Genomic DNA, 21383 nt, shown 5'->3' with positions numbered 1-21383 from the left:
CATTGTGACAGCGAACCAAGGTCTTAAGATTGCCGTCATCGGCGGAGGGTCTTCCTATACCCCCGAACTGGTAGAAGGCTTCATCCTGCATCATAAGGAGCTTCCGGTCCGGGAGCTGTGGCTTGTAGACATTGAGGCTGGCCTGCATAAGCTGAACATCGTGGGCGCTCTGGCGAAGCGTATGGTGGAGAAGTCCGGTCTGCCGATCGAGGTCCATCTCACCACCGACCGCCGCGAGGCCATTGCCGGTGCGGACTTCGTCAGCACGCAGATCCGTGTCGGTATGCTGGATGCCCGTGCCCGTGACGAGGCGATTCCGCTGAAATACGGTGTGATCGGCCAAGAGACGACCGGTCCCGGCGGCATGCTGAAGGCACTGCGCACCATACCGATCATTCTCGGCATCTGCCGTGATATCGAGGAGCTGGCACCGGACGCCTGGCTGCTCAACTTCACCAATCCCGCAGGTATGGTCACCGAAGCGGTCCTACGGTACTCCAAGGTGAAGAGCATTGGTCTCTGTAATGCCCCGATCGGCCTGATCAAGCAGGTATCGGCCAAATATGACATTGCCCCGGACCGGATCTACGCCGAGTTCGTCGGCCTGAACCACCTGCACTGGATTACCCGTATTGATGTGGAGGGTGAAGACAAGCTGCAGGAGATGCTGGCGGATACCGCAGGCTACAGTGCAAAGAATGTTCCGGCACGCGAATGGAACCCCGAGTTCCTGCAATCGCTGCATGCCTTGCCTTCGTATTATCTGAAGTACTTCTACATGACCGATGCGATGCTTGCGGAGCAGCAGGAAGCCGCCGCACAAGGCGGGAACCGTGCCGAAGTCGTCAAGCGTGTGGAGGAGGAGCTGTTCGCCATCTACAGCGACCTTGCGCTGAATGAGAAGCCGAAGCAGCTGGAGCAGCGCGGCGGAGCCTTTTATTCCGAAGCGGCCGTGAACCTGATGCGCTCGCTCTATAGCGGCACCAATGACATCCAGACACTGAATGTGGCGAACCGGGGCATCTTAGACTTCCTGCCGGACGATGCCAGCATCGAGGTCAACTGTGTCGTCACGAAGACCGGCCCCCTCCCGCTGCCGCTGACGAAGATTCCGCCGATGGCCAAGGGACTGATTCATGCTGTGAAGACCTATGAGCAGCTAGCCATCGACGCTGCCGTCACCGGTGACCGCAGCCTGGCGATTCAAGCCCTAGCGCATCACCCCCTTGTCCCTTCAGTGGAGGTTGCTATCGCGATGCTGGATGAGATGCTGGAAGCGAACAGGGAGTATCTGCCGTCCTTTTTCGGTCAGGACTAATCCCTTAACACCAACAAAGAGCCTATGCTAACCACAGATCACTCTGCGGCCGCACAGGCTCTTCTTTTATTTCACAATGGTATAGCGGTAGGTCTCTCCCTCGATCTTGAAGTCGGCATACAGCGGCTTGCCGCTGGACTTCACTTCGTCGGGGACCTCGGCCAGGAACACCAGCGTGCCGTTCTTCAGCGGTTCAATCCTCGAGATATTGGTATAGGTGAAATCTTCCCCGCCGTTCTTTTCCATGGTATCGAAGGTACTATACTCGTATTTATTGTCGTATTTGACCTCCACATCCGCTACTTCGTCTGCCTCCATAGCCTCACCTGCCAGGTTCTTCACTTTCAGCGTGATCGCCAGATAGGTTGTGCCCGGTTCCTTGGCTTCATAGTAGGTATAGAATGATCCGGGATTGGACGGAGTAACCTTCTTGCTATAAGAGGTCTTGGTGATGGTATACTCACCCGTCCCGTCGATAACAAGCGGCGTGCCTTTTACGATCAGCTTGTGGTCCTCCCCGGGTTCAGCTGCTGCCGGGCTGCCCCCGTTATTTAGAAGTTCAGCCGTACCGCCCTCTTCTTCCGCTGTCACGGGCTTTACCAGGCTCTCCTTTAACCTATCATTCTGTTCTTTTAGGAATTTGTTCTCCTTTTGCAGCTCACTAATCTCTGTCTTCAGCTTCTCCATGCTCTCTCTGCCAGCGCCTGCATTGTCCGAGGAACACCCGGTTACGGTTACCGCCAGCATAGCAGCAGCAAGCCAAAGGCCCCCTGATTTCATTTTCATAACACACCCCAATACTTGTATTTAATTCTTCACCATTATAAGACCAACCCTGTGTCAAAAGATAGAAAAATATGTAACATTTTCGCAGCGATTGCCGAAAGAAACAGCCGATGCGAGCCGTAATCGTCACCCCCGGTGTTGCTTGCGGTACTGCAAGGGTGAACGTCCTGTAATGGCCTTGAACACCCGCCCGAAATGCGCAATGCTCTCAAATCCCGTCTCCGCCGCCACCCGGGTGACCGGCCACTTCGTCTGCGTGAGCAGTACCTTCGCCTCACGGATGCGGACATAGTTCAGGTACTCAATGATGGTGAAGCCTGTCGTCTGCTTGAAAATCCGGCACAGATACGTAGCGCTGATGAAGAACCGCTCGGCAATTCCCCCAAGACTCAGCCGCTCGCTGTAATGGTTGTCCAGGTATTCGATGATGCCGTATACCCGGCGCTGCCCCTCGCTCTGCTCCGGTGAGACCAGGGCGGGCTTCGCCCTCCTTATCCGCTCCAGCGTAATCAGCAGTTGCAGCAGCAGCATCCTTGTATATTCAGTGCTCCAGCGCAGCCCCTCCTTCTGTTCCTCCTGCATCGCCTGGAGCAGGTCTGTGATGAGTCCCTGTTCATGCGCCGTAGGCCGCAGCAGGAAGCTCTCCCCTTCGAACACATTCATCCAGTCTGCCCCGGGTGCCACGGGCTCCAGATAGGCATCGTCAAAGCTGATCAGCACCCGCTCATGCGGAAGATGGCTTCCGCCGGTTGTGCGGTGCAGATGATTTTTGTTAATAAACACGAGGTCTCCGGCTTCCAGCGCGTACCTTCCGTTACGGATATAATAGTGCCGCTCCCCGGATAGCAGATAATATATTTCGTAGAAATCATGGAAATGGTCGGTGTCCATATTGAAATGCCCGATGCGCTTCAGCTGCTCAATCTGAAAAATAGGTTCCACCCTGCACCAAGCCTCCTGAAAGGATAAGATAAGCACACTTTTGAGCAAAAATAACTAAATACCGTTTACTTTCTGCATTTTCTATACTATAAAATAGAATCAAATCCAAGTAAATGGAGTGATCCCCTTGTCCAAAAAGAAATATGCACTTGTCGGCACAGGCGGCCGGGCTGAATTTTTCTATGGCGCTCTTGTTACCGCTTACAACGAAACCTCCGAGCTGGTGGCCTTCTGCGATGTCAATCAGACGCGGATGAATTTCGCCAATCATATGCTTACGGGCAAATACGATTATCATGAAGTTCCTACGTACAAGGCTGAAGACTTCGACCGGATGATCACCGAGACCCGGCCCGACTTCGTGCTGGTGACTACGATTGACCGGACGCATCACAAGTATATTATCCGCGCTATGGAGCTGGGTTGTGATGTCATTTCCGAGAAGCCGATGACGATTGACGAGGAGAAATGCCGGGAGATCTTCGATGCGATTGAGCGCACCGGCAAGAATCTGCGGGTAACCTTCAACTACCGCTATGCGCCGCATAACACGAAGATCCGTGAGGTCATTATGGATGGCGTCCTGGGTGAGATTCTATCCGTGAACTTCGAATGGCTGCTGAATACCCAGCATGGAGCGGACTATTTCCGCAGATGGCACCGCGACAAGCGGAACAGCGGCGGCCTGCTGGTGCATAAATCGACGCATCACTTCGACCTGATGAACTTCTGGCTGGGGTCGCAGCCGGACACGGTTTTCGCCATGGGCGATCTGCGCTTTTACGGGAGAGAGAATGCCGAGAAACGGGGCATCACCGAGTTCTATCAGCGTGCCTACGGCAGCAAGGCTGCCGAGAACGACCCGTTCGCGCTTCACCTGGACCGTAACGAACACCTGAAGAGCATGTACCTGGACGCCGAACACGAGGACGGGTACCAGCGCGACCAGAGCGTATTCGGGGACAATATCAGCATCGAGGATACCATGAATGTCATGGTCAAGTACAAGAACAAGACCGTCATGAACTATTCGCTTAACGCATATATGCCGTGGGAGGGCTTCATCATCGTGTTCAACGGGACTCAGGGGCGGATGGAGGGGCGGATTACCGAGCAGTCCTACGTCAATTCCGGCGGCAAAAAAGAAAACGAAGGCGCGCTGGAAGGCGTCAGCATTATGATCTATCCGCACTTTAAGGAGCCTTACCGCGTAGAGTTCGAGAGCAGCAGCGGTGGACACGGCGGCGGTGATCCGGTGCTGCTGAGCGATATTTTTGATAAAAAGCAGGAAGACCGCTTCAACCGCGCAGCTTCGCACAAGGACGGCGCGATGTCCATTATGACCGGCATTGCCGCCAACCGCTCCATGAAGACCGGCCAGCCGGTGCGGATTGCTGACATCTGGCAGGAGTAAACTAGCGTGTGGTCTCGCAGCAGCGATGAACCCCGCACGATAATGCAGAAGCCCCCCTTTGATCACGGGTACGTGGTGAAAGGGGGGTTGTCTAGCTTTCTACTTGGCGCCATTGTATTCGGTTTTTCGCCTACATTTCGCCACTCACCACGCACCGGCACATTGTGTTCGGTTTTTCACCTACATTTCGCCCACTCACCACGCACCGGCACGTTGTATTCGGTTTTTCACCTACATTTCGCCCACTCACCACGCACCGGCACGTTGTATTCGGTTTTTCACCTACATTTCGCCCACTCACCACGCACCGGCACATTGTGTTCGGTTTTTCACCTACATTCATTTCTCAACAAAAAAAAGACCCTTCATTTAAGAAGGGCCTTCGCTTGCATCACGGTTAAAACCATTATGCGGTCAAGAGGACTCGAACCTCCACGATATTGCTACCACTGGCACCTGAAGCCAGCGCGTCTGCCAATTCCGCCATGACCGCAAAGAAAACATTCAATGCAACGCAAGAAGTAATATATCATGAATTCTTCAAAAGAACAAGTCTTTTTTATTAATCATGGTTAAAGCGGGACACAGCCACTTTGAGAAGGGGTCTAGCTGGTGCGTCATAGCTAGCCTCAACTTACAGTTGATTACGTTATACCGCGTGCCCTACTCCAGTATATGGGTTATTTCGAGAACGGAGATTATAATAGACTTACGACGTCGGAATCCATTATAGGAGTTGTACTGAGTATGATCGTAAGTGACAAAGTTGGCAAACGAATTGCTACCCTCCGCAAAATAAAAGGCTTATCCCAGGAACAATTAGCGGAACTGCTCCATGTCAGTGCACAGGCGGTATCCAAATGGGAGACTGGCAAGTCTCTGCCGGAGACAGCCACCCTTCCCCTGCTATCCGCCGCATTGAACCACTCGATTGACAGCATTCTGCTGCCCCAGGAGCTTGTGGTGCTCTCTGCAATCTATACAGATGGACAGCAGGAGCTGGATGTTACCCAGCTTGTGAACCAGTTCGTAGCTTCAGACCGCTTAAGCTTAATCCCCGGGGAGCACCTCTTTCCCCACTCATGGGATGGGGTCGGGATTGCTCCTGGGCAGGAGCCATGACGCTCGCTCTTACCGCCAGAGGCGTAGAGACCACCTACGAGCAGGTGATGGGCTATTCGGGAGCCTGCTGGAGAATGGCTTTTGAACCGGTATGGGACTACAGTGCTGCGGATGCCCTTGTCGTCTATGACTACTCCATTCCCGCCTGCAAGGCTTATGGACTAAGTGCCCGCCGGGCCAACCGGTTGGAGCCGCAGCAGCGCACAGCCGAGAAGCTGGCGATTCTGGAAGATATCCGCCAAGGCAGACTGCCACTTGCGATTAACCTCAGGGTAGCGCCGGAGTGGGGAGTCATTACAGGATATCTGGCCGAGGGGGATGTGCTGCTGTGCCGCAGTTATTTTGACGATGAGACCTTCAGTGAGCTTGAAGCTGATCCTAAGTTCCAGGCTCATACGAGGATAAGCCAAGGGTATCTCCATGTGGATCAATGGCCTTACCGGATTATCAGGCTGGGAGATCAGATGGAGGCCCCGTCTGCACTTGAGAATCTATATGCATCGCTGCGCGTTAAGCTGGAGTCTATGCAGGCTGAGAGCCTGTCCAACAGCAGCTCTTATGCTATAGGATACAAGGCGCTGGAGCTATGGAGAGAGGGACTGCAGGATCACCCTTGGTATGCCGCAGCGGACGAAGAAGCCTTCAGCCGCAGGTTATCCGTCAATCACTTCTGCATGATGGCCCTGGCAGATGCCCACCGCTGCGCCGCCGCCTACTTACGCGACTCTCTGCCGCTGGTGCATGACCCGCAACAACAGGCTGCCTTGGCGGCGATGACGGAAATCTATGGGGAATTGGCTGCCCTGCTGGATAAATACTATAAGGAGATGTCCGACCCGGCCATACTTCGAACAGCCGGCGCTGCCCCCAGAGCCAGTTGGACGGGCCGGCAGCGTGAGCAGCAGGCAGAGCTGCTGGCGAAGGTTGCTTCGCTGGAGCATCAGGGAGATACTCTGGCTGAAGTGGTGCTGGGCCTAACTTAATAGTGTATTGATGTATAACGGCTCTAGTGCCAGGTTTGGCCTGACGTAGAATTTTTGTGCAACAGACAGCAGCTTAAGCAGAAGCGCCGGATGCTTTTGCTTAAGCTGCTGTCTGAAGTTAGTCTAATTTACGGACCGGCCGCAGCACCGCATACCCGTAACCCTCGGGGAAATGCCGCTGATAATCCTGTTTTTCCTCTTCGTCCCACACATAGCCCATAACCGCAGGATCATAGTTCCAAGCAACTTCCTCAACAATACGCATCACCTGCCCATTATCCTGCAAGTAATCAAATGGCGGATGAAAAAAGACCAGGTACTCCGATTCCGGGATATCCCGGCATTCCATGCCCTCCGGAACCGCCCCGTCGTAGTCAGCCGCGACAAGGATACCATACAGATAGCCTTTGCGCCCCTCCTGATAGAACCAGCCTGCCGTCTGGCCGAGCTGCCCGGGCAGCGTATGGTGCGACATACTCTCCAGGGTTCCAGAGACCTCATCGCAGTCATGCCCATTCTTCCAGAATCCTCCGTAATTGTTAGATCCGATATCGCGGATGCCGATAAACTTATGCGCCGGTAAGAACTCAAGCTTAATCTCCGCTTCCTGTAAATGCACCTGTCTCATTCTATCCCGCTCCCTGATCAGATAATGATAAGGAGAGAACACCTCGGCACGAATGGCCAGCGGAATCGGCTGTGGAGCCTTGCGGTAAGCATGGGGAGTGAGCTTGAAGGCTCTGAGAAAGGCCCGCGTGAACGCCTCCTGAGAGGAAAAGCCGAACTTCACGGCAATATCCAGAATGCGTGCATCCGTGTCCCTAAGCTCCAGTGCCGCCCGGCCAATCCGGCGTTGCCAGACATAATCCCGCAGCGTTATTCCAGTCAGCGCATGAAATTGCCGGGTGCAGTAATACGGCGAATAGCCTAAATGTCTCGACATCTCCAGCAGCGTAGGCGAAACCGCCAGATCCTCCTCCACCCAGTCAATCATGCGCTGGACCATCTCATTCCATTCGTACATTGATGTCCTCCTCCTTTCACTGCTGATTTTAGCAGAGGCCTAGTGTGTAGATATGACTTGAGTTGCACAGTATTAAAGGTCGATCAAAAAGGACACCCGCAGGTGTCCTTTTGATATTTTACTATATTCGCTTCATTATTCGGTCTCTTTGGCTCGGTCTATCACTGTGAAGAAGAAAGGTTCACTCTCTTTCATTAATGGGCCGACTGCTGTCACTTGATATTGTGTATTTGGAGCAAGCTTGACATTCAAGAAGTGACCTTGCTCACCGAGCGTAAAAGCTTCTTCAATTACAACACCATCCTTAGTCTTAAGATAGAAACCTGAGATGCCGGAAATACGAGGAACATAGGCTACTATCACCGCACTATCACTATAAACCACACCAACCACCGTAGGTGTCGGAGTAACTGGTTTGCTGGCTACTACAACCTCAACAGGCTTGCTAGGGAGTTTTTCGTATCCCTTGGCGGTTACATATAGAGTCTCCCCTACAATAGGACGCGGATTTAATGGAACCGAATATTTCCCGCCGTATTCCTGACCGCTGCTCTTTTCCTCTCCAACGATGGTTCCGTCCGCACGTTTGACAACAACGATAGATTCTCCCTCAGCCGTGCCGAAGATTGCCCAATCGTCCTCGTATACTGTTTCCGTTACAACCGGTCGTGCCGTTACAGCAGTAGCAGCTACGACAGTGATAATGGTAGGCTCACTTTTTCTTTTTCCTAAAGTTTGCGCATAGACCATTAGCTTCTCACCAACAGTAAATGGCGTGTCGCCCCATAGGTATAATTGATAAACGCCTCCATAACTGCTGGAATTATGAACAAGTTTGCCATCTTCGCGGGTTATCGTAATTTCACTCGACGAATCTTCCGTTGTACCTCTGATGATTCTGGTATCATTATATACCACGCTAGTCACAACAGGCATCTTCGTCAGTGGCCGCTCAACTGCAGTAACCTCAAAACGCTCAGAGGTCCATCCGTTGTCATCATAAAGAGTCACAAATAATTTGTCTTTGTCCTTCAAAAGCAGGTTAGGATTATAGTCATATAGCCTGAAGCTGAAGAAAGAGTAAAATTCTCCAGAGTGAATATTCAGTTCTTTCCCATCCTCAAGCTCAACCTTAACTTTAAAAGGCTGCGCTAGATACATAATGCTACCGCTCAGATAAGAAACATCTGTGTACACGACTGGTTCAACCTTTGGTTCAGGTGTTTTCTGAACGATGATGATATCAGGCAGAACTAAGTCCTTCCCTGCTTCCACTGTAAATTCCTCTGAATAATAGTTGTATGGAGAGAAAGGGATATATACAAAGTAAGTTCCCGGTACCACGTTGTCAAAAGAAAACTCTCCGTCCTTTACAGTGGTAGCCGAATAAGTTCCCTTTGTATCCTTAGCTCCCCTTAAGTAGAAATGTTTGTTGAAGGCAGGAAACGGCTTGGTCCCTGTATAAGGCTGAATAAATACGCGCCCTGTTACACTTACATTAGCCTTAGGCACAGTAATCGCTCCAGATAGTACAGGGCTTCCACCCTTATATGACAAGGAGTATACCGCCAATTGCTCAGCCTCGCTAATTGCTATCGAAGGGATTGTAAGTTGTACTGTTGCTTTATTATCAAGCAGCGTAACCAGAGTAACCTCTACCTTATGAAACTCGCCATGATTGACCTGTTCGAGAACTGCGAAATCAGCAGCATCTGGTATGCTGTCCAGGTTCCGGTTGAATTGAACTTCAACCATACCATTGGCCGCGGTAATTCCGGTTACAGATAGCGCCGGTACAGGAGTTGACCCGTTCCCACCACCAGTACCCGGATCAGGAGAACCACCGCCACTACCGCCGCCTGGGCCAGGGTTAGAGGAGCCTCCACCCCCGCTGCCAGTTACAGGTGCAGCAGGTTGTTGTTCTTTTGGCAGCTTAGGGTCCGGTACACCTTCCGACAATACAACACTTTTGACTTGGCCTTCGCCGGAAATCTTCAGCTTACTCTTCATTTCCAGCTGATCAATGACAACATTCTTGCTGAAATTCAGAGTAGGGATTACCAGGTTTTCTTGGATAAGCAAATTAGCTATGCTGCCTGAGCGAACATTGAACTCTTTGAGGCTGCCGCCTACAGAAACCTTCTTAAAGACTCCGGCAAGCACCACTGTGCGCTCTGATGAAGATGTCTGGGCAGGAGGAAGCACGGTTACATTCACAAAACCATCGCCGGTAAGATCCTTCTCTTCAATAACCGCGCTGGATAGAATCTGTACGTCCTGCACAACACTTGTACCCTCGGCTACAACTCTCACCGCATGATTCAGCCTATTCACAGATACTGTGTTTAGTTTGCTGTTCCGGATATGAATACTGTTGCTGCCTCCGCCTTCAATACGTGTTACACCGTCTACTTGAACCTGTTCAAGGTAAGCATCCCCATCTGCCACCTCTTTAGCAATGACGAGGTCACCCCGGATATGCATATTGCGGAGCGTGACATTGGAAGCTATAATTCTTACATTATGCTGTACTGTGCTAACTGCAGCCTCGCCAAAAGTACCCGCCTTATCATAGACCACTGTGCTCAGCGCCAGCGCCTTCTTAATGACCACTACAGTCTCGGCACGGGTCATATTGCGCTGCGGTTGGAAGGCTCCAGCCGCATTCTTGCTCATGATCCCCTGATCCAGAAGATACTGAGCGGCGGGTCTGCTCCAGGCAGGGATAAGATTCGCGTCCTGTGCAGAGATGGAGGCCGTTGCTCCTTTACTATCAAAGCCTAATATTCTGGATAGGATAACTGCAGTTTCCTGTCTTGTGATTGGCTTGTCAGGACGGAAGGTATTGTCGCTGAATCCGCTGATATATCCTTGAGCGGTCGCTTTCTGCACTTCTATGTACGCAAAATTCTCCGGCTTCAGATCCTTGAAGCTGATAGCCTTCGTATCCGAATACTTATACGCTCTGTTCACTAGCGCTACAAACTCACCTCTGGATACTTCAGCCCCCGGCCGGAAGGTATGATCGGGATAGCCGGTAATAAGTCCTTGATCCAGCCACTGCTGAATATCGGATTCCGCCCAGTGTCCTTTGATGTCTGCCATTTGTCCGGCATCGGCGTAACTCCGTGCAAATGGTAGAAGAATAAATAATAAGACGATGAAGCAAGTATTTCTGAATGAACGATGGATAGCCAAGAGATTAGGTCACTCCCCAATAGAATTAGAACCGGGACTAAAGTCATGCTTTCTCACTCCAAACCCAGTACTTCTGGGTAATTCTACAAGCATATCCGTTTCCCTTTTTTTCACTGTAAAATATTTCACTACAATTAACCTGAATTCACAATTTGTATATTTTTAGATCATCCCGCCCCCAAAGACAGCCCCGGGTTGTTCAAAAATAATCCGCAGAACTCCATACCCGCACAAGCCGCCCCTCAGGTTCTGAGTAAAATAGAGTAAATAGAACAGTGAGGTGAATGACGAATGGCAAATTCAACAAAGCTCCGCAAGCGGGCACAGCAGCTGAAGGGCCAGCCGGTCTGCATCACTTTGCATAATGGGCGTTCCTATGTAGGGTGGATTACAGACCTGAACCAGGAGGCGGTGATTCTGTCCAGACCCGGCACACGTAAGGGGTCATCCCCGAAACGGAAATCCTCTTCAGCTGCGCGGAAAGCAGAGGTATCCGGTTTCATGCCTCTACTCGGCTCGCTGATGGGCGGGGGAGGCGGGGCAGCCGGTATCGTCGGCGGGGGTCTCGGACGGTTCATGGGCATGTTCGGAATGGTGCAGAAGGCCATGCCGGTGATGAAGATGGGCTACAATATGATCAAGTCAATCCGGCCTTTTCTGGGCGGGCTCAAGGGCTTAATGGGCTAACACTAATATTTTCAAAAAAAACGGATGTGCCGCCATTTCCCAGGGGCACATCCGTTTTGGTGTGGAGCTTCTTACGCCGCCGCTGGCAGCACGGTCTCCGGTCTATTTTTTGACCACCTTGAAGTTATCCGTAAGCAGCAGCCAATTCTGCGGAAAAGGCAGGCCCAGCTTCCAGTAGCTGATGCCCCGCAGCCTGAGCTCCTTGATCAAATCGAACTTGGCCTGAATCGAGCGGGCATCCTCAAACCATACCTTATGCTGCCGCCCCTCGTCATCGGTGTAATTGAAATGCGGCGCCTGGGCTCTATAGTCATATTGAATGGCTGCATTCCTGTTCCTTGCCAGATCAATAGCCGCCTGCGGACTGAGCGCTTTGGCATATTGTCCGCCCGCTACGTAAGGTAACGTCCAATCATAACCGTACAGATTCTGGCCCATCATGATTTTACCGGCAGGCATCTCGCTTGCTGCATAGGTCAGCACCTGACGGACAGGCCCGATGGGCGAGACAGGCATCGCCGGCCCCCCGCTATAGCCCCATTCATACGTCATAATAATGACGAAGTCAGCCACCTCTCCGTGGACCTTATAGTCATGCGCCGTATACCAGGCCCCAACCTGTGACGCGCTGGTCTTGGGGGCAAGGGCGGTGGACAGCAGGAAGCCCTCCTTATGAATGACCTCTGCCGCTTTCCGCAGAAAAGTATTGTACGCTTCACGGTCCTCCGGCCGGAGAAACTCCAGATCAAAGTGGATATCCCGGAAGTTCAGCCGCTTCGCTTCCGCAATGATGTTCTCAAGCAGCCGGTCCTGAACCTCCTGATCATTCAGAATAATGCGCCCGAGCTCCGAGCTGAACTGGGCATCCTCCAGATTAGTCACGACCATCATCAGCGTCACCTGTTGCTCTGCGGCAATGGAGGCGAGGCCGTCCAGGGGCGGCGGGACCAGCGTTCCGTCCCGCTTGATCCGGAAGCTGAACGGTGCGAGATACGTCAGCTCAGGAGCAGCCTCACGCGCAGCATTCTGCAGCGGCTGGGAGACACTCTCCCCCCGGGGCTCCACATACGCGTTCACTTCCGCCTGCCGCCTCGGTCCAGGGGGAAGGTACAGACGGAGCCCAACCTGCAGCGGCTGATTCAGTGTCAGCCCGTTCACCTCCGCCAGCTCGCTTGCCTTCAGGCCGAACCGCTTGGCGATGCTGTAGAAGCTGTCGCCCGGCTGCACCCAATAATACTGCCCGGCAATCGGGATTACCAGCGCCTGCCCGGCCACCAGGCTTCCCGGCGCAGAGAGCTGATTCGCCTCAGTTATCGTATCAGTGCTTACTCCGTAGGCCTGCGCAATGCCATACAGCGTCTGGCCCGGCTGCACTACATGTATTTGCATACGTTCCTGCCATCCCTTCATAGTAGCCGTTTTATCTCTATTTTATTCGGCGGCCCTGCGGGTATGCGGAATCAGGCGGATCATGTAAATTCAATATTTGCAAAAAAAGACACCCCGGAGGGTGCCTTGCTGCTCATGCTATAAATGATCCTGATGCTATACCTGTTTGAATTCAATCCATTCAACCTGCAGGCCGGGCTTGACGAAGTCCAGCTTCAGCTCATACCGTCCGGCTTCCAGCTCAACCTTGACCAGCTTCTGCCGGATCCACCGGCCTTCCGTTCCGTTCGTCTGAATGGTGGTTACCGCTTGTCCATTCAGGGTCAGGTTGCAGGCGCTCTGCGCAAGCTCAGGCTCAGGAGACATGATGCTGACAATAATGCGGTACTGGCCCGCCTCGTCAGCCTGAATATAGGTCGGCCCGGACACAGCAGGGGTTACCTGAGCGTTCTCGCTCAGCACCTGCACCTGCTCAGCCCCGATAGCCGGATCAGCCTTGAACGTATCGACCGCTTCAATAATCTCGTGCTTTCTGGAGAATACCGGCGCCTTCATGATGAACTCACAGATATTGATCGCGCAGCGTTGAAGCTCCCCGCGGGTAAGCGTGCCGTTCTCCAGAGATGCAATTGTATTGTCATCGTAAGCATTAACCTCTGCCCCATAATTACTAACGACCATGTACAGATCGTTCTGGGCGCGGACCATCCAGTTCATATTCTTACGGTCTGCCGGTCCTCCGTTCACCACATCGTTCATGATCGCCCACCAGTCGGTCATGACGATCCCCTGGAAGCCCCATTCGCCGCGGAGCAGCGTGGTGTTGAGGTCATAGTTGGAAGCCGCCCAATGCCCGTTCACCGGGTTGTAGGAGGTCATGATCGAATTGGCTCCGCCCTGCTTGACTGCGATTTCGAAGCCCTTCAGGTAGATCTCACGAAGCGCGCGTTCCGATACGACAGCATCGACCTTACTGCGGTGCTTCTCCTGGTTGTTGCAGGCAAAATGCTTCAGCGTCGCATTAGAGCCGCCCTTCATAATTCCGCGTGTGCATGCGGCAGCGAAGATCCCCGAAATCAGCGGATCTTCGGAGAAATATTCGAAGTTACGCCCGTTCAGCGGGCTGCGCCGGATATTCAGCCCCGGTCCCAGCAGCGCATCCACCTGGTTGCGCAATAATTCCTGGCCTTCCATGACATACAGTTCTTCCACCAGCTCCGCATTCCATGTAGCGGCGAGCAGGGTTCCGATCGATACCTGTGTAGCCTTCGCTCCACTGTCCATACGGATGCCGGAAGGGCCGTCCGCTGTAGCTGCAACCGGAATGCCGTAGCTGAACAGACTGTCGCTCACGCCCCCGAACGCCGAAGCCGTACCCGGAGTGACCAGCGGGCTGCTCATTCCTTCGCCCCGGACAATCGCCGCCAAATCTTGGTCGCTTAGCTGGGCAATGAAGGTGCTCATGCTGACTTTTCCGTCATGGACATCTCTCAGGGTATATCCCTGATTGCCAGTCTGCGGAAGCTGCTGCGGCATATTGCGTTCAATCCGCTCCGCCAGATCCACCTTGCGCGTTGGCACCTCGGAGGAGACAAGCTCATACGAACCGTCTGCCTTGCGGGCACCCGGCTTCATCCGCATGAAGCTCTCGGTAGGCGCCATAGCCTCTTGCAGCTGTTCCACGACCTTAAGCTCATCCAACACATAGCCTTCTTGTCCATCCAGAAGCACTGCTGATACCGCTTTGACGCTGGTTCCTGCATAGAAGCGGTAGGTTCCGGCTTCCAGCACATAAGCGGAAGCGTGCCCGGTCACTCCGGCGTCATCATAGGAAGCCATGGAATGGAGCGGGAAGCTTACAGTAAGGCGCTGAGACTCGCCAGGCTCCAGCAGCTTAGTCTTAGCGAAGGCTGCCAGCGCTTTGGCCGGTTGACCCAGCTGTCCTTGCGGCGCTTCAACATACACCTGCACTACTTCTTTACCGGCATATACTGCTCCCGTATTCGTTACGGTGACGCCGATTTCAATCTGCGGCTCGCCCGCCTGGTTCACCAGCTTCGCTTCCTCCGGCTCCAGCTTGAAGGTCGTGTAAGAGATCCCGTAGCCGAATTCATACTGAACCTTATCGGGACAGAAGGTCTCGAAATAACGGTAGCCCACATAGATATCTTCCTCGTACAGGTTCTTGAACTCATTGCCGTAGTTGCGGGTCGACGGGTAATCCTCAATGGAATAAGCGATGGTGTCCGTCAGCTTGCCGCTTGGCGTAACCTCGCCGGCCAGAACATCGGCGATCGCGTGGCCGCCCTCCATGCCGCCATGCCAGGAATAGATCACTGCAGAGATAGGGTTCACATAAGCGGCGTCATTTACCCAGCTCATATCAATAATGTTGGATACGTTGAGCACCACAATCGTCTGTTCAAAATGAGCCGTAACCGAGACAAGCATCGCCTTCTCATCTTCCGTCAGCCGGTAGCTGCCTGCGGTATCGGCATTATCCTGATCCTCGCCCGCCGTACGTCCAATGACCACAACCGCTTTGGCTGACTGGCTTCTTGCCTGTTTCACCAGCTCGTCCGTAAGCGGCATTTCCTTCTGGTTCCACGGCTCCGCAGCCCATACCTTGCCGCCGTCATCGAACGGATTAAGCCCGATCCAAGCCTCGTAGGCTGCAGCCAGCTCTTCATTCACGCTAATGTTCTTCTTGCTGCGCAGTCCATCCAGCAGATTCGTCGTATATGCAACGTGAACGCTACCGCCCGATCCTGTACCGCTGCGGTAATAGCTCACCTGTATTCTGCCAAAAACAGCGACGCTCTCACCGTTACCCAGCGGAAGCACCTGTCCCTCATTCTTAAGCAGTACCGCACCCTCTGCGGCTACCGTCCGGCTAAATTCTGCAAAACCCTCTAACGGCACTCCAATGTTCTGTGTACTCAATTGGTTTCCTCCTGTATGTTCATTTCCCATGCTGTGGGTTGATTCTATAGATAACGCCCTCCCTGCAGGGAATATACGTTGCCTTGAATCTGTATGGTCCATCATATAGCATATCCTTCTAAGAATATAAGCTCCAGCCAGATTATTCAAGCACCGCTTGCCGGATCACCGGGATGCACATCTGTCTGCATAAATTTTTTTAGCTAAAAAGACACCTCTAATAAAAAAGACACCTGTGCGGGCGTCTCTCAAGCCTGTTCCTATGCAATCCGCTCCGCCTGAAGAGATACGGCCGGATCTTCTATCGATTTTATCTGCGGCGGCGGCCCTTCATCATGCGGTTGTACATAATAAGAGCGGCAACGATCATGCCCAGCATGGCTACACTGCCTGCCGATTCCTGCGACATGCCGAACATAAGGCAAATACTTGTCACTAACTGTCTTGTCAGCAGCGCAACCGCAATCAGCATGATGGGCCGCCATATGTTATATCCTCTCACTTCAGCAACACTCCTAACCCGGATTTCAATAACCGTATGATTCCTCATTCCATGAACCATCAGTTTCTATTATAGCACAAGACGGAATGCGCATACATTTTACACGCGGCCAAGAAGGGGGGTATACCTTTGACAAGAACGTATGTTCGATATATAATGCTCACATATGAGGGGGATTGAGACCGTGGATGTAATGGAGAAACTAGAGATTCTGACCGCTTCCGCCAAATACGATGTAGCGTGCACTTCAAGTGGTTCCGACCGCAAGGGCCAGGCCGGGGCGCTCGGCAACACCTCCGCGATGGGCATCTGCCACAGCTTCGCGGCGGACGGGCGCTGTATTTCGCTGCTGAAGGTGCTAATGACCAACGGCTGTGTATATGATTGTGCGTACTGCATCAACCGCAAGTCCAACCCCATTCGCCGGGCAGCCTTCACCCCTGAAGAGATCGCAGATATCACCATGCAATTCTACCGCCGTAATTATATAGAGGGACTATTTCTTAGCTCAGGCATTATGCGCAATCCGGACTACACCACCGAGCAGCTGATCTCAGCGCTTGAGCTGCTGCGCAATGTCTATCATTTCAACGGTTATATTCATGTAAAAGCCATCCCCGGAGCAGACGATGCCCTGCTGTCCAGACTGGGGCTGCTTGCCGACCGCATGAGCGTCAACATTGAACTGCCCTCGCAGGAGAGTCTCGGACGGCTCGCTCCCGATAAAAGCAAGGTGTCCATCCTGAAGCCGATGGGGCTGATCACGAACCGGATTAAGGAGAACCGCTCCGATATCGTCCGGTATAATCACGCCCCCCGCTTCGCTCCGGCTGGACAGAGCACCCAGATGATCGTGGGAGCCACGCCAGATACCGATTACCAGATCCTTAATCTGACGGAGGGCTTATACCACAAGTACGCACTCAAACGTGTCTTCTTCTCGGCCTACACCCCGGTGGTGGAGGATTCCCTCCTGCCCGCTCTAGACACCAAGCCGCCTCTGCTGCGGGAACACCGGCTCTATCAAGCCGATTGGCTCCTGCGCTTCTACGGCTTCAAGGCGAATGAATTATTGGATGAGGCCGTGCCGAACTTCAACCCGCTGCTGGACCCCAAATGCAGCTGGGCCGTTAACCACCGGGAGCAATTCCCCGTTGAGATCAACCGCGCCCCGTACGAAATGCTGCTGCGTGTACCCGGCATCGGCGTTAGAAGCGCACAGCGGATCGTGAAGGCCAGACGGGCCGGATCGCTCGATTTCCATGCGCTGAAGAAGCTGGGAGTGGTCCTCAAGCGTGCCCAGTTCTTCATCACCTGTAAGGATAAGCCGCTGGAGGGGCTGAAGGTAAGCGAGCATACGCTGCTTCGCTCACTCATGTCCGGGGAGCAGCTCGCTCTCCAGCAGCCGCAGGTGGAGCAGCTCACGCTGTTCGACGACTTTAACCTCTCCACCTTGCCCGCCGCCGGGGACTGGAACAGCTTCAACAAGGGGGCGAAGGCCTGATGTTCAAGCCGTCCGCACTGGCGTACACCTATGACGGAAGCTTCGAGGGTCTGCTGTGCTGTGTATTTGAGAGCTATGCCTGGAAGGAGATACCGCTGGCGATTCATGCTGAAGGCGGGGAAATAGGCCTGCTGCTGGAAGCGAAATGGATTGAGACCGACAAAGACAAGGCCGCACGGGTACTGAAGTCCCTGCCGCTGCGGATCAGCCGCGAAGCCGAGGAGCTGGTGCGTCTGGGCTTCTGGAGCTGCGCTCCCGAGAAGGAAATGCTGCTGCTGAACTTCCTGTATCTCGGCTTCCGGCATGGCCGCAAGGTGATGAATATGCTGGCGGATGACACCGTTAACACGCTGATGAAGGCTGTCCAGCAGCTCCGGCATGAAGCGCATCTGTATACGGGCTTCGTTCGCTTCTCCGTATACGGCCCGGTCATGGCCGCAGTGATTGAGCCTCAGGGTTATGTGCTGCCTGTAATCCAGGAGCATTTCTGTGACCGGTTCCAGGGGGAGAGCTTCATGATCTACGATCAGACCCATGGGGCTGCGCTGATTCATGAGCCCGGGCGTGAGGCCATCGTGCCTTTAAACGGTTGGACCCCGCCCGAGCCGGATGAGACGGAGGAAGCGTACCGCCGCTTATGGACCGGCTTCTATCATGCCATCGGCATCAAGGAGCGCCGCAATGACCGGCTGCGTTCCTCGAAGATGCCGAAGCGCTACTGGAAGCACATGGTGGAGATGAACGGCAGTAATGGTGTGCCTGTACTCACCGCAGCGCAGCGGAAGAAGGCATTGCAGCCGGAGGTCCCGGAGACCATAATCCAGCTCCAATCATTGGACAAAAAGAGCGCTCCGCAGCCATCAACATGACTACCGGAGCGCTCCTTAATTGAAGCCTACTATATTATTAATGAAATAACACGATCATCTAGAGCTTAGTTCAAAGCCTTCCATACCCAGCTCTCAACCTCTGGAAGGTCGATGCCTTCTTCACGGATGTACGCGTGATGCTTCTGCACCATGGCGTCCATCTCGTCAGCGATGGCCTGGTATTTGTTTGCTTCCGGCAGGCTCAGCACAGCTTCCTTCGTAAGATCGAAGCGGTCCATCTGGTTCAGTACACGCATATCGAACGGTGTAGTGATATCGCCATTCTCGCGGTAGCCGTGCACATGCAGGTTGTGGTTGTGGCGGTCGAAGAACAGGTCTTTGATCAGGCCTTCATAGCCGTGGAAGGCGAAGATGACCGGTTTATCCTTTGTGAAAAATTGATCAAACTCTTCGTCAGACAAGCCGCGCGGATCGAGCTTCTGGCTTCTCAGCTTCAGCAGATCGACTACGTTAATGTAACGGATTTTCAACTCAGGCAGCTTCTCATGCAGGATCGAGATGGCAGCCAAGGCTTCCATAGTTGGTTCGGTACCCGAAGAAGCGATAACGAGATCCGGCTCTCCGCCTTTGTCGGTGCTGGCCCAGTCAATGATCTTGAGGCCTTTGTCCACCAGCTCCTGAGCTTCGTCAGCCGAGAACCACTGCGGACGCGGATGCTTGGAGGATACGATCAGGTTGATCTTCTGGCGGTCATTCAGGATCTTGTCGAACACAGCCAGCAAGCTGTTCGCATCGGACGGCAGATACTCACGGATGAATTCAGGCTTCTTGTCAGCCAGATGGCCGAGCAGACCCGGATCTTGGTGAGTATAACCGTTATGGTCCTGCTGGAACACTGTCGATGTGGCGATCACGTTGAGAGAAGGAATATCTTCTCTCCAGGTCTGATCTGTAGCCTTACGCAGCCACTTGAAGTGCTGGGTGATCATCGAATCGACCACGCGCAGGAACGCTTCATAGCTGGCGAAGAATCCGTGGCGGCCGGTCAGTACATACCCTTCCAGAATTCCTTCTGCCTGATGCTCAGACAATTGGGAGTCAATGACACGGCCATAGGGAGCGAGGAATTCATCCTGCGGTTCCTGAATGGCATCCATCCATTGACGCTTGGTCACTTCGAATACCGGTCCCAGACGGTTAGACATAGTCTCATCCGGTCCGAAAATACGGAAGTTGCGGTTCTCTTCGTTGAGGGTTACAACCTCTTTCAGATATTTGCCCAGTACGGCCATATCCTGTGCAATTACTTGGCCTGGGGCGGAATTATCGAGAGTATAGTTGCGGAAATTCGGCTTGTGCAGATCCTTGATCAGTTTGCCGGCATTGGTTACCGGGTTCATGCCCATACGTCTGTCGCCGGTTGGCAGAATTTCAGCCAGATCTGCGTTCAGACGGCCATTCTCATCGAACAGTTCCTCAGGTCTGTAGCTGTTCAGCCATTCAAGCAATGCCGGAGCATGCTTCATGTTCTTCTGATCGACCGGAATCGGCACCTGGTGGGCACGGAAGGAGCCTTCGTTCGGCACGCCATCCCACGATTTCGGACCGGTCCAGCCTTTAGGGGAGCGGAAGACCAGCATCGGCCATACAGGGCGTGTAGTATCGTTATTTTCACGGGCATTCTTCTGGATGGCGGCAATTCTCTCTACGATTGTATCCAGCACCTTCGCCATTTCCGGGTGCATCAGATCCGGGTTCTCGCCTTCTACGAAGAATGCCTCCCAGCCGTTTCCGGCAAAATAGGCGGTTAATTCTTCTCTGCTCATCCGGGAGAGGATGGTCGGGTTGCTGATCTTGAAGCCGTTCAGATGCAGAATCGGCAATACAGCACCGTCTGTAATCGGGTTAATGAACCGGTTGGACAGCCAGGAAGCAGCCAGAGGACCGGTCTCTGCTTCGCCGTCACCTACAACTACAGCGGAGATCAGGTCAGGGTTATCCAGAATCGAACCCACGCTGTGCGACAGGGAGTAACCCAGCTCGCCGCCTTCATGAATCGATCCGGGTGTTTCAGGAGCTGCATGGGAGGCAACACCGCCAGGGAAGGAGAACTGCTTGAACAGCTTTTTCAGACCAGGGATGTCCTGAGTGATCTGCGGGTAGATTTCGGTGTAGGTTCCGTCAAGATAAGAGTTCGATACCATCACCTGACCGCCATGGCCCGGGCCTTCAATATAGAACATGTTGAGATCGTATTTAGTGATTACGCGGTTCAGGTGCGCATAGATAAAGTTCTGCCCAGGGATCGTGCCCCAGTGTCCGATCGGCTTCACTTTGACGTCTGCATACTTCAACGGTTCTCTTAACAACGGATTATCCTTCAAATAAAGCTGACCTACGGAGATGTAGTTCGTTGCACGCCAGTAAGCGTCAAGCTTTGCCAGATACGTTTTCGAGGAATAATCCACCTGTTCGATTGTTAATCCCATGTCTTCCACTCCCTAAATTTTTCTTTGTAAATTGAATGTATCACTTCTACATTTACATCATACATCGGCATTTCAGAAATTCAATCTTTTTAGAAATTAATACGGTCCAATATTGTGAAATTTTGAACATAGTATGAATTCCTCTGCAAATCACGCACAAAAAGATGTTTATTTTTATAATTATGGATTAATTTGTTATACTAAAAAAACACTGAAAAGACCGGGATTCCTCCCGGCCTGCTATACCTCAGT

15 protein-coding genes and 1 tRNA gene are annotated in these 21383 nt (G+C 53.0%); 7 read left to right on the top strand and 9 right to left on the bottom strand.

Annotated elements, in window-relative coordinates; genetic code table 11:
- Window positions 1-4: 4 nt before the first annotated feature.
- Window positions 5-1318 carry a 6-phospho-beta-glucosidase gene (locus NST69_RS32670; RefSeq protein WP_342548117.1) on the top strand — a complete coding sequence of 438 codons (1314 nt, stop codon included), beginning with the start codon at window positions 5-7 and terminating at the stop codon, window positions 1316-1318.
- A 66-nt stretch (window positions 1319-1384) separates the two neighbouring features.
- On the opposite strand, the gene NST69_RS32665 is transcribed toward NST69_RS32670, so the two are convergent.
- Window positions 1385-2104, bottom strand: a complete 720-nt coding sequence (locus NST69_RS32665; RefSeq protein ID WP_340956753.1) for a bZIP transcription factor — start codon at window positions 2102-2104, stop codon at window positions 1385-1387.
- Between the two features lie 126 nt (window positions 2105-2230).
- Window positions 2231-3046: an AraC family transcriptional regulator gene (locus NST69_RS32660; protein ID WP_339312299.1), complete on the bottom strand. Its 816-nt coding sequence runs from the start codon at window positions 3044-3046 to the stop codon at window positions 2231-2233.
- Between the two features lie 127 nt (window positions 3047-3173).
- On the opposite strand from NST69_RS32660, the gene NST69_RS32655 reads away from it, so the two are divergent.
- Entirely contained in the window at window positions 3174-4460 is a 1287-nt protein-coding gene (locus NST69_RS32655; protein WP_342548116.1) for a Gfo/Idh/MocA family oxidoreductase, read from the top strand.
- A 409-nt stretch (window positions 4461-4869) separates the two neighbouring features.
- Here the strand turns inward: NST69_RS32655 and NST69_RS32650 are convergent.
- A tRNA-Leu gene (locus NST69_RS32650) sits at window positions 4870-4953 on the bottom strand.
- A gap of 254 nt (window positions 4954-5207) precedes the next feature.
- Here NST69_RS32650 and NST69_RS32645 point away from each other — a divergent pair.
- Window positions 5208-5582: a helix-turn-helix transcriptional regulator gene (locus NST69_RS32645; protein WP_051478092.1), complete on the top strand. Its 375-nt coding sequence runs from the start codon at window positions 5208-5210 to the stop codon at window positions 5580-5582.
- Window positions 5579-6565 (top strand): hypothetical protein, encoded by a 987-nt coding sequence (locus NST69_RS32640; protein ID WP_340956759.1) that lies wholly within the window; start codon window positions 5579-5581, stop codon window positions 6563-6565. The genes NST69_RS32645 and NST69_RS32640 overlap by 4 nt, the downstream gene beginning before the upstream one ends.
- Before the next feature lie 118 nt (window positions 6566-6683).
- Here NST69_RS32640 and NST69_RS32635 read toward each other — a convergent pair whose 3' ends face one another.
- On the bottom strand, window positions 6684-7589 hold the full coding sequence (locus NST69_RS32635; RefSeq protein ID WP_036726336.1) for an AraC family transcriptional regulator: 906 nt from the start codon (window positions 7587-7589) through the stop codon (window positions 6684-6686).
- Window positions 7590-7724: 135 nt separating this feature from the next.
- The gene (locus tag NST69_RS32630; RefSeq protein WP_155991487.1) at window positions 7725-10787 is read right to left on the bottom strand and encodes an S-layer homology domain-containing protein; all 3063 of its coding nucleotides are present in this window, start codon (window positions 10785-10787) and stop codon (window positions 7725-7727) included.
- A 291-nt stretch (window positions 10788-11078) separates the two neighbouring features.
- On the opposite strand from NST69_RS32630, the gene NST69_RS32625 reads away from it, so the two are divergent.
- On the top strand, window positions 11079-11474 hold the full coding sequence (locus NST69_RS32625; protein WP_036726335.1) for a hypothetical protein: 396 nt from the start codon (window positions 11079-11081) through the stop codon (window positions 11472-11474).
- A 102-nt stretch (window positions 11475-11576) separates the two neighbouring features.
- Here NST69_RS32625 and NST69_RS32620 read toward each other — a convergent pair whose 3' ends face one another.
- The 3 genes from NST69_RS32620 to NST69_RS32610 all read right to left on the bottom strand — a co-directional run bounded on the left by NST69_RS32620 (window position 11577) and on the right by NST69_RS32610 (window position 16308).
- Entirely contained in the window at window positions 11577-12863 is a 1287-nt protein-coding gene (locus tag NST69_RS32620) for a glycoside hydrolase family 18 protein (protein WP_036726365.1), read from the bottom strand.
- A gap of 156 nt (window positions 12864-13019) precedes the next feature.
- Window positions 13020-15806 carry a glycoside hydrolase family 3 C-terminal domain-containing protein gene (locus NST69_RS32615; RefSeq protein WP_342548115.1) on the bottom strand — a complete coding sequence of 929 codons (2787 nt, stop codon included), beginning with the start codon at window positions 15804-15806 and terminating at the stop codon, window positions 13020-13022.
- A 310-nt stretch (window positions 15807-16116) separates the two neighbouring features.
- Entirely contained in the window at window positions 16117-16308 is a 192-nt protein-coding gene (locus NST69_RS32610; RefSeq protein WP_036726332.1) for a hypothetical protein, read from the bottom strand.
- A gap of 193 nt (window positions 16309-16501) precedes the next feature.
- Here NST69_RS32610 and NST69_RS32605 point away from each other — a divergent pair, with 193 nt between their 5' ends.
- Both NST69_RS32605 and NST69_RS32600 read left to right on the top strand, forming a co-directional pair.
- Window positions 16502-17812 (top strand): putative DNA modification/repair radical SAM protein, encoded by a 1311-nt coding sequence (locus NST69_RS32605; protein ID WP_342550246.1) that lies wholly within the window; start codon window positions 16502-16504, stop codon window positions 17810-17812.
- Window positions 17812-18681, top strand: a complete 870-nt coding sequence (locus NST69_RS32600; protein ID WP_342548114.1) for a TIGR03915 family putative DNA repair protein — start codon at window positions 17812-17814, stop codon at window positions 18679-18681. The genes NST69_RS32605 and NST69_RS32600 overlap by 1 nt, the downstream gene beginning before the upstream one ends.
- A 65-nt stretch (window positions 18682-18746) precedes the next feature.
- Here the strand turns inward: NST69_RS32600 and NST69_RS32595 are convergent, their stop codons facing one another.
- Window positions 18747-21131 carry a phosphoketolase family protein gene (locus NST69_RS32595; RefSeq protein ID WP_342548113.1) on the bottom strand — a complete coding sequence of 795 codons (2385 nt, stop codon included), beginning with the start codon at window positions 21129-21131 and terminating at the stop codon, window positions 18747-18749.
- Between the last annotated feature and the right edge of the window lie 252 nt (window positions 21132-21383).

The sequence above is a fragment of the Paenibacillus sp. FSL P2-0089 genome, from assembly GCF_038595095.1.
Lineage (GTDB): Bacteria > Bacillota > Bacilli > Paenibacillales > Paenibacillaceae > Paenibacillus_AQ > Paenibacillus_AQ silagei.
This window is presented reverse-complemented; position numbering and strand designations above follow the sequence as displayed.

Coding starts and splice junctions, on each gene's coding strand:
- NST69_RS32640 (WP_340956759.1), top strand. CDS start 5,579: ATGACGCTCGCTCTTACCGCCAGAGGCGTAGAGACCACCTACGAGCAG.
- NST69_RS32600 (WP_342548114.1), top strand. CDS start 17,812: ATGTTCAAGCCGTCCGCACTGGCGTACACCTATGACGGAAGCTTCGAG.
- NST69_RS32645 (WP_051478092.1), top strand. CDS start 5,208: ATGATCGTAAGTGACAAAGTTGGCAAACGAATTGCTACCCTCCGCAAA.
- NST69_RS32635 (WP_036726336.1), bottom strand. CDS start 7,589: ATGTACGAATGGAATGAGATGGTCCAGCGCATGATTGACTGGGTGGAG.
- NST69_RS32625 (WP_036726335.1), top strand. CDS start 11,079: ATGGCAAATTCAACAAAGCTCCGCAAGCGGGCACAGCAGCTGAAGGGC.
- NST69_RS32605 (WP_342550246.1), top strand. CDS start 16,502: ATGGAGAAACTAGAGATTCTGACCGCTTCCGCCAAATACGATGTAGCG.
- NST69_RS32595 (WP_342548113.1), bottom strand. CDS start 21,131: ATGGGATTAACAATCGAACAGGTGGATTATTCCTCGAAAACGTATCTG.
- NST69_RS32665 (WP_340956753.1), bottom strand. CDS start 2,104: ATGAAAATGAAATCAGGGGGCCTTTGGCTTGCTGCTGCTATGCTGGCG.
- NST69_RS32620 (WP_036726365.1), bottom strand. CDS start 12,863: ATGCAAATACATGTAGTGCAGCCGGGCCAGACGCTGTATGGCATTGCG.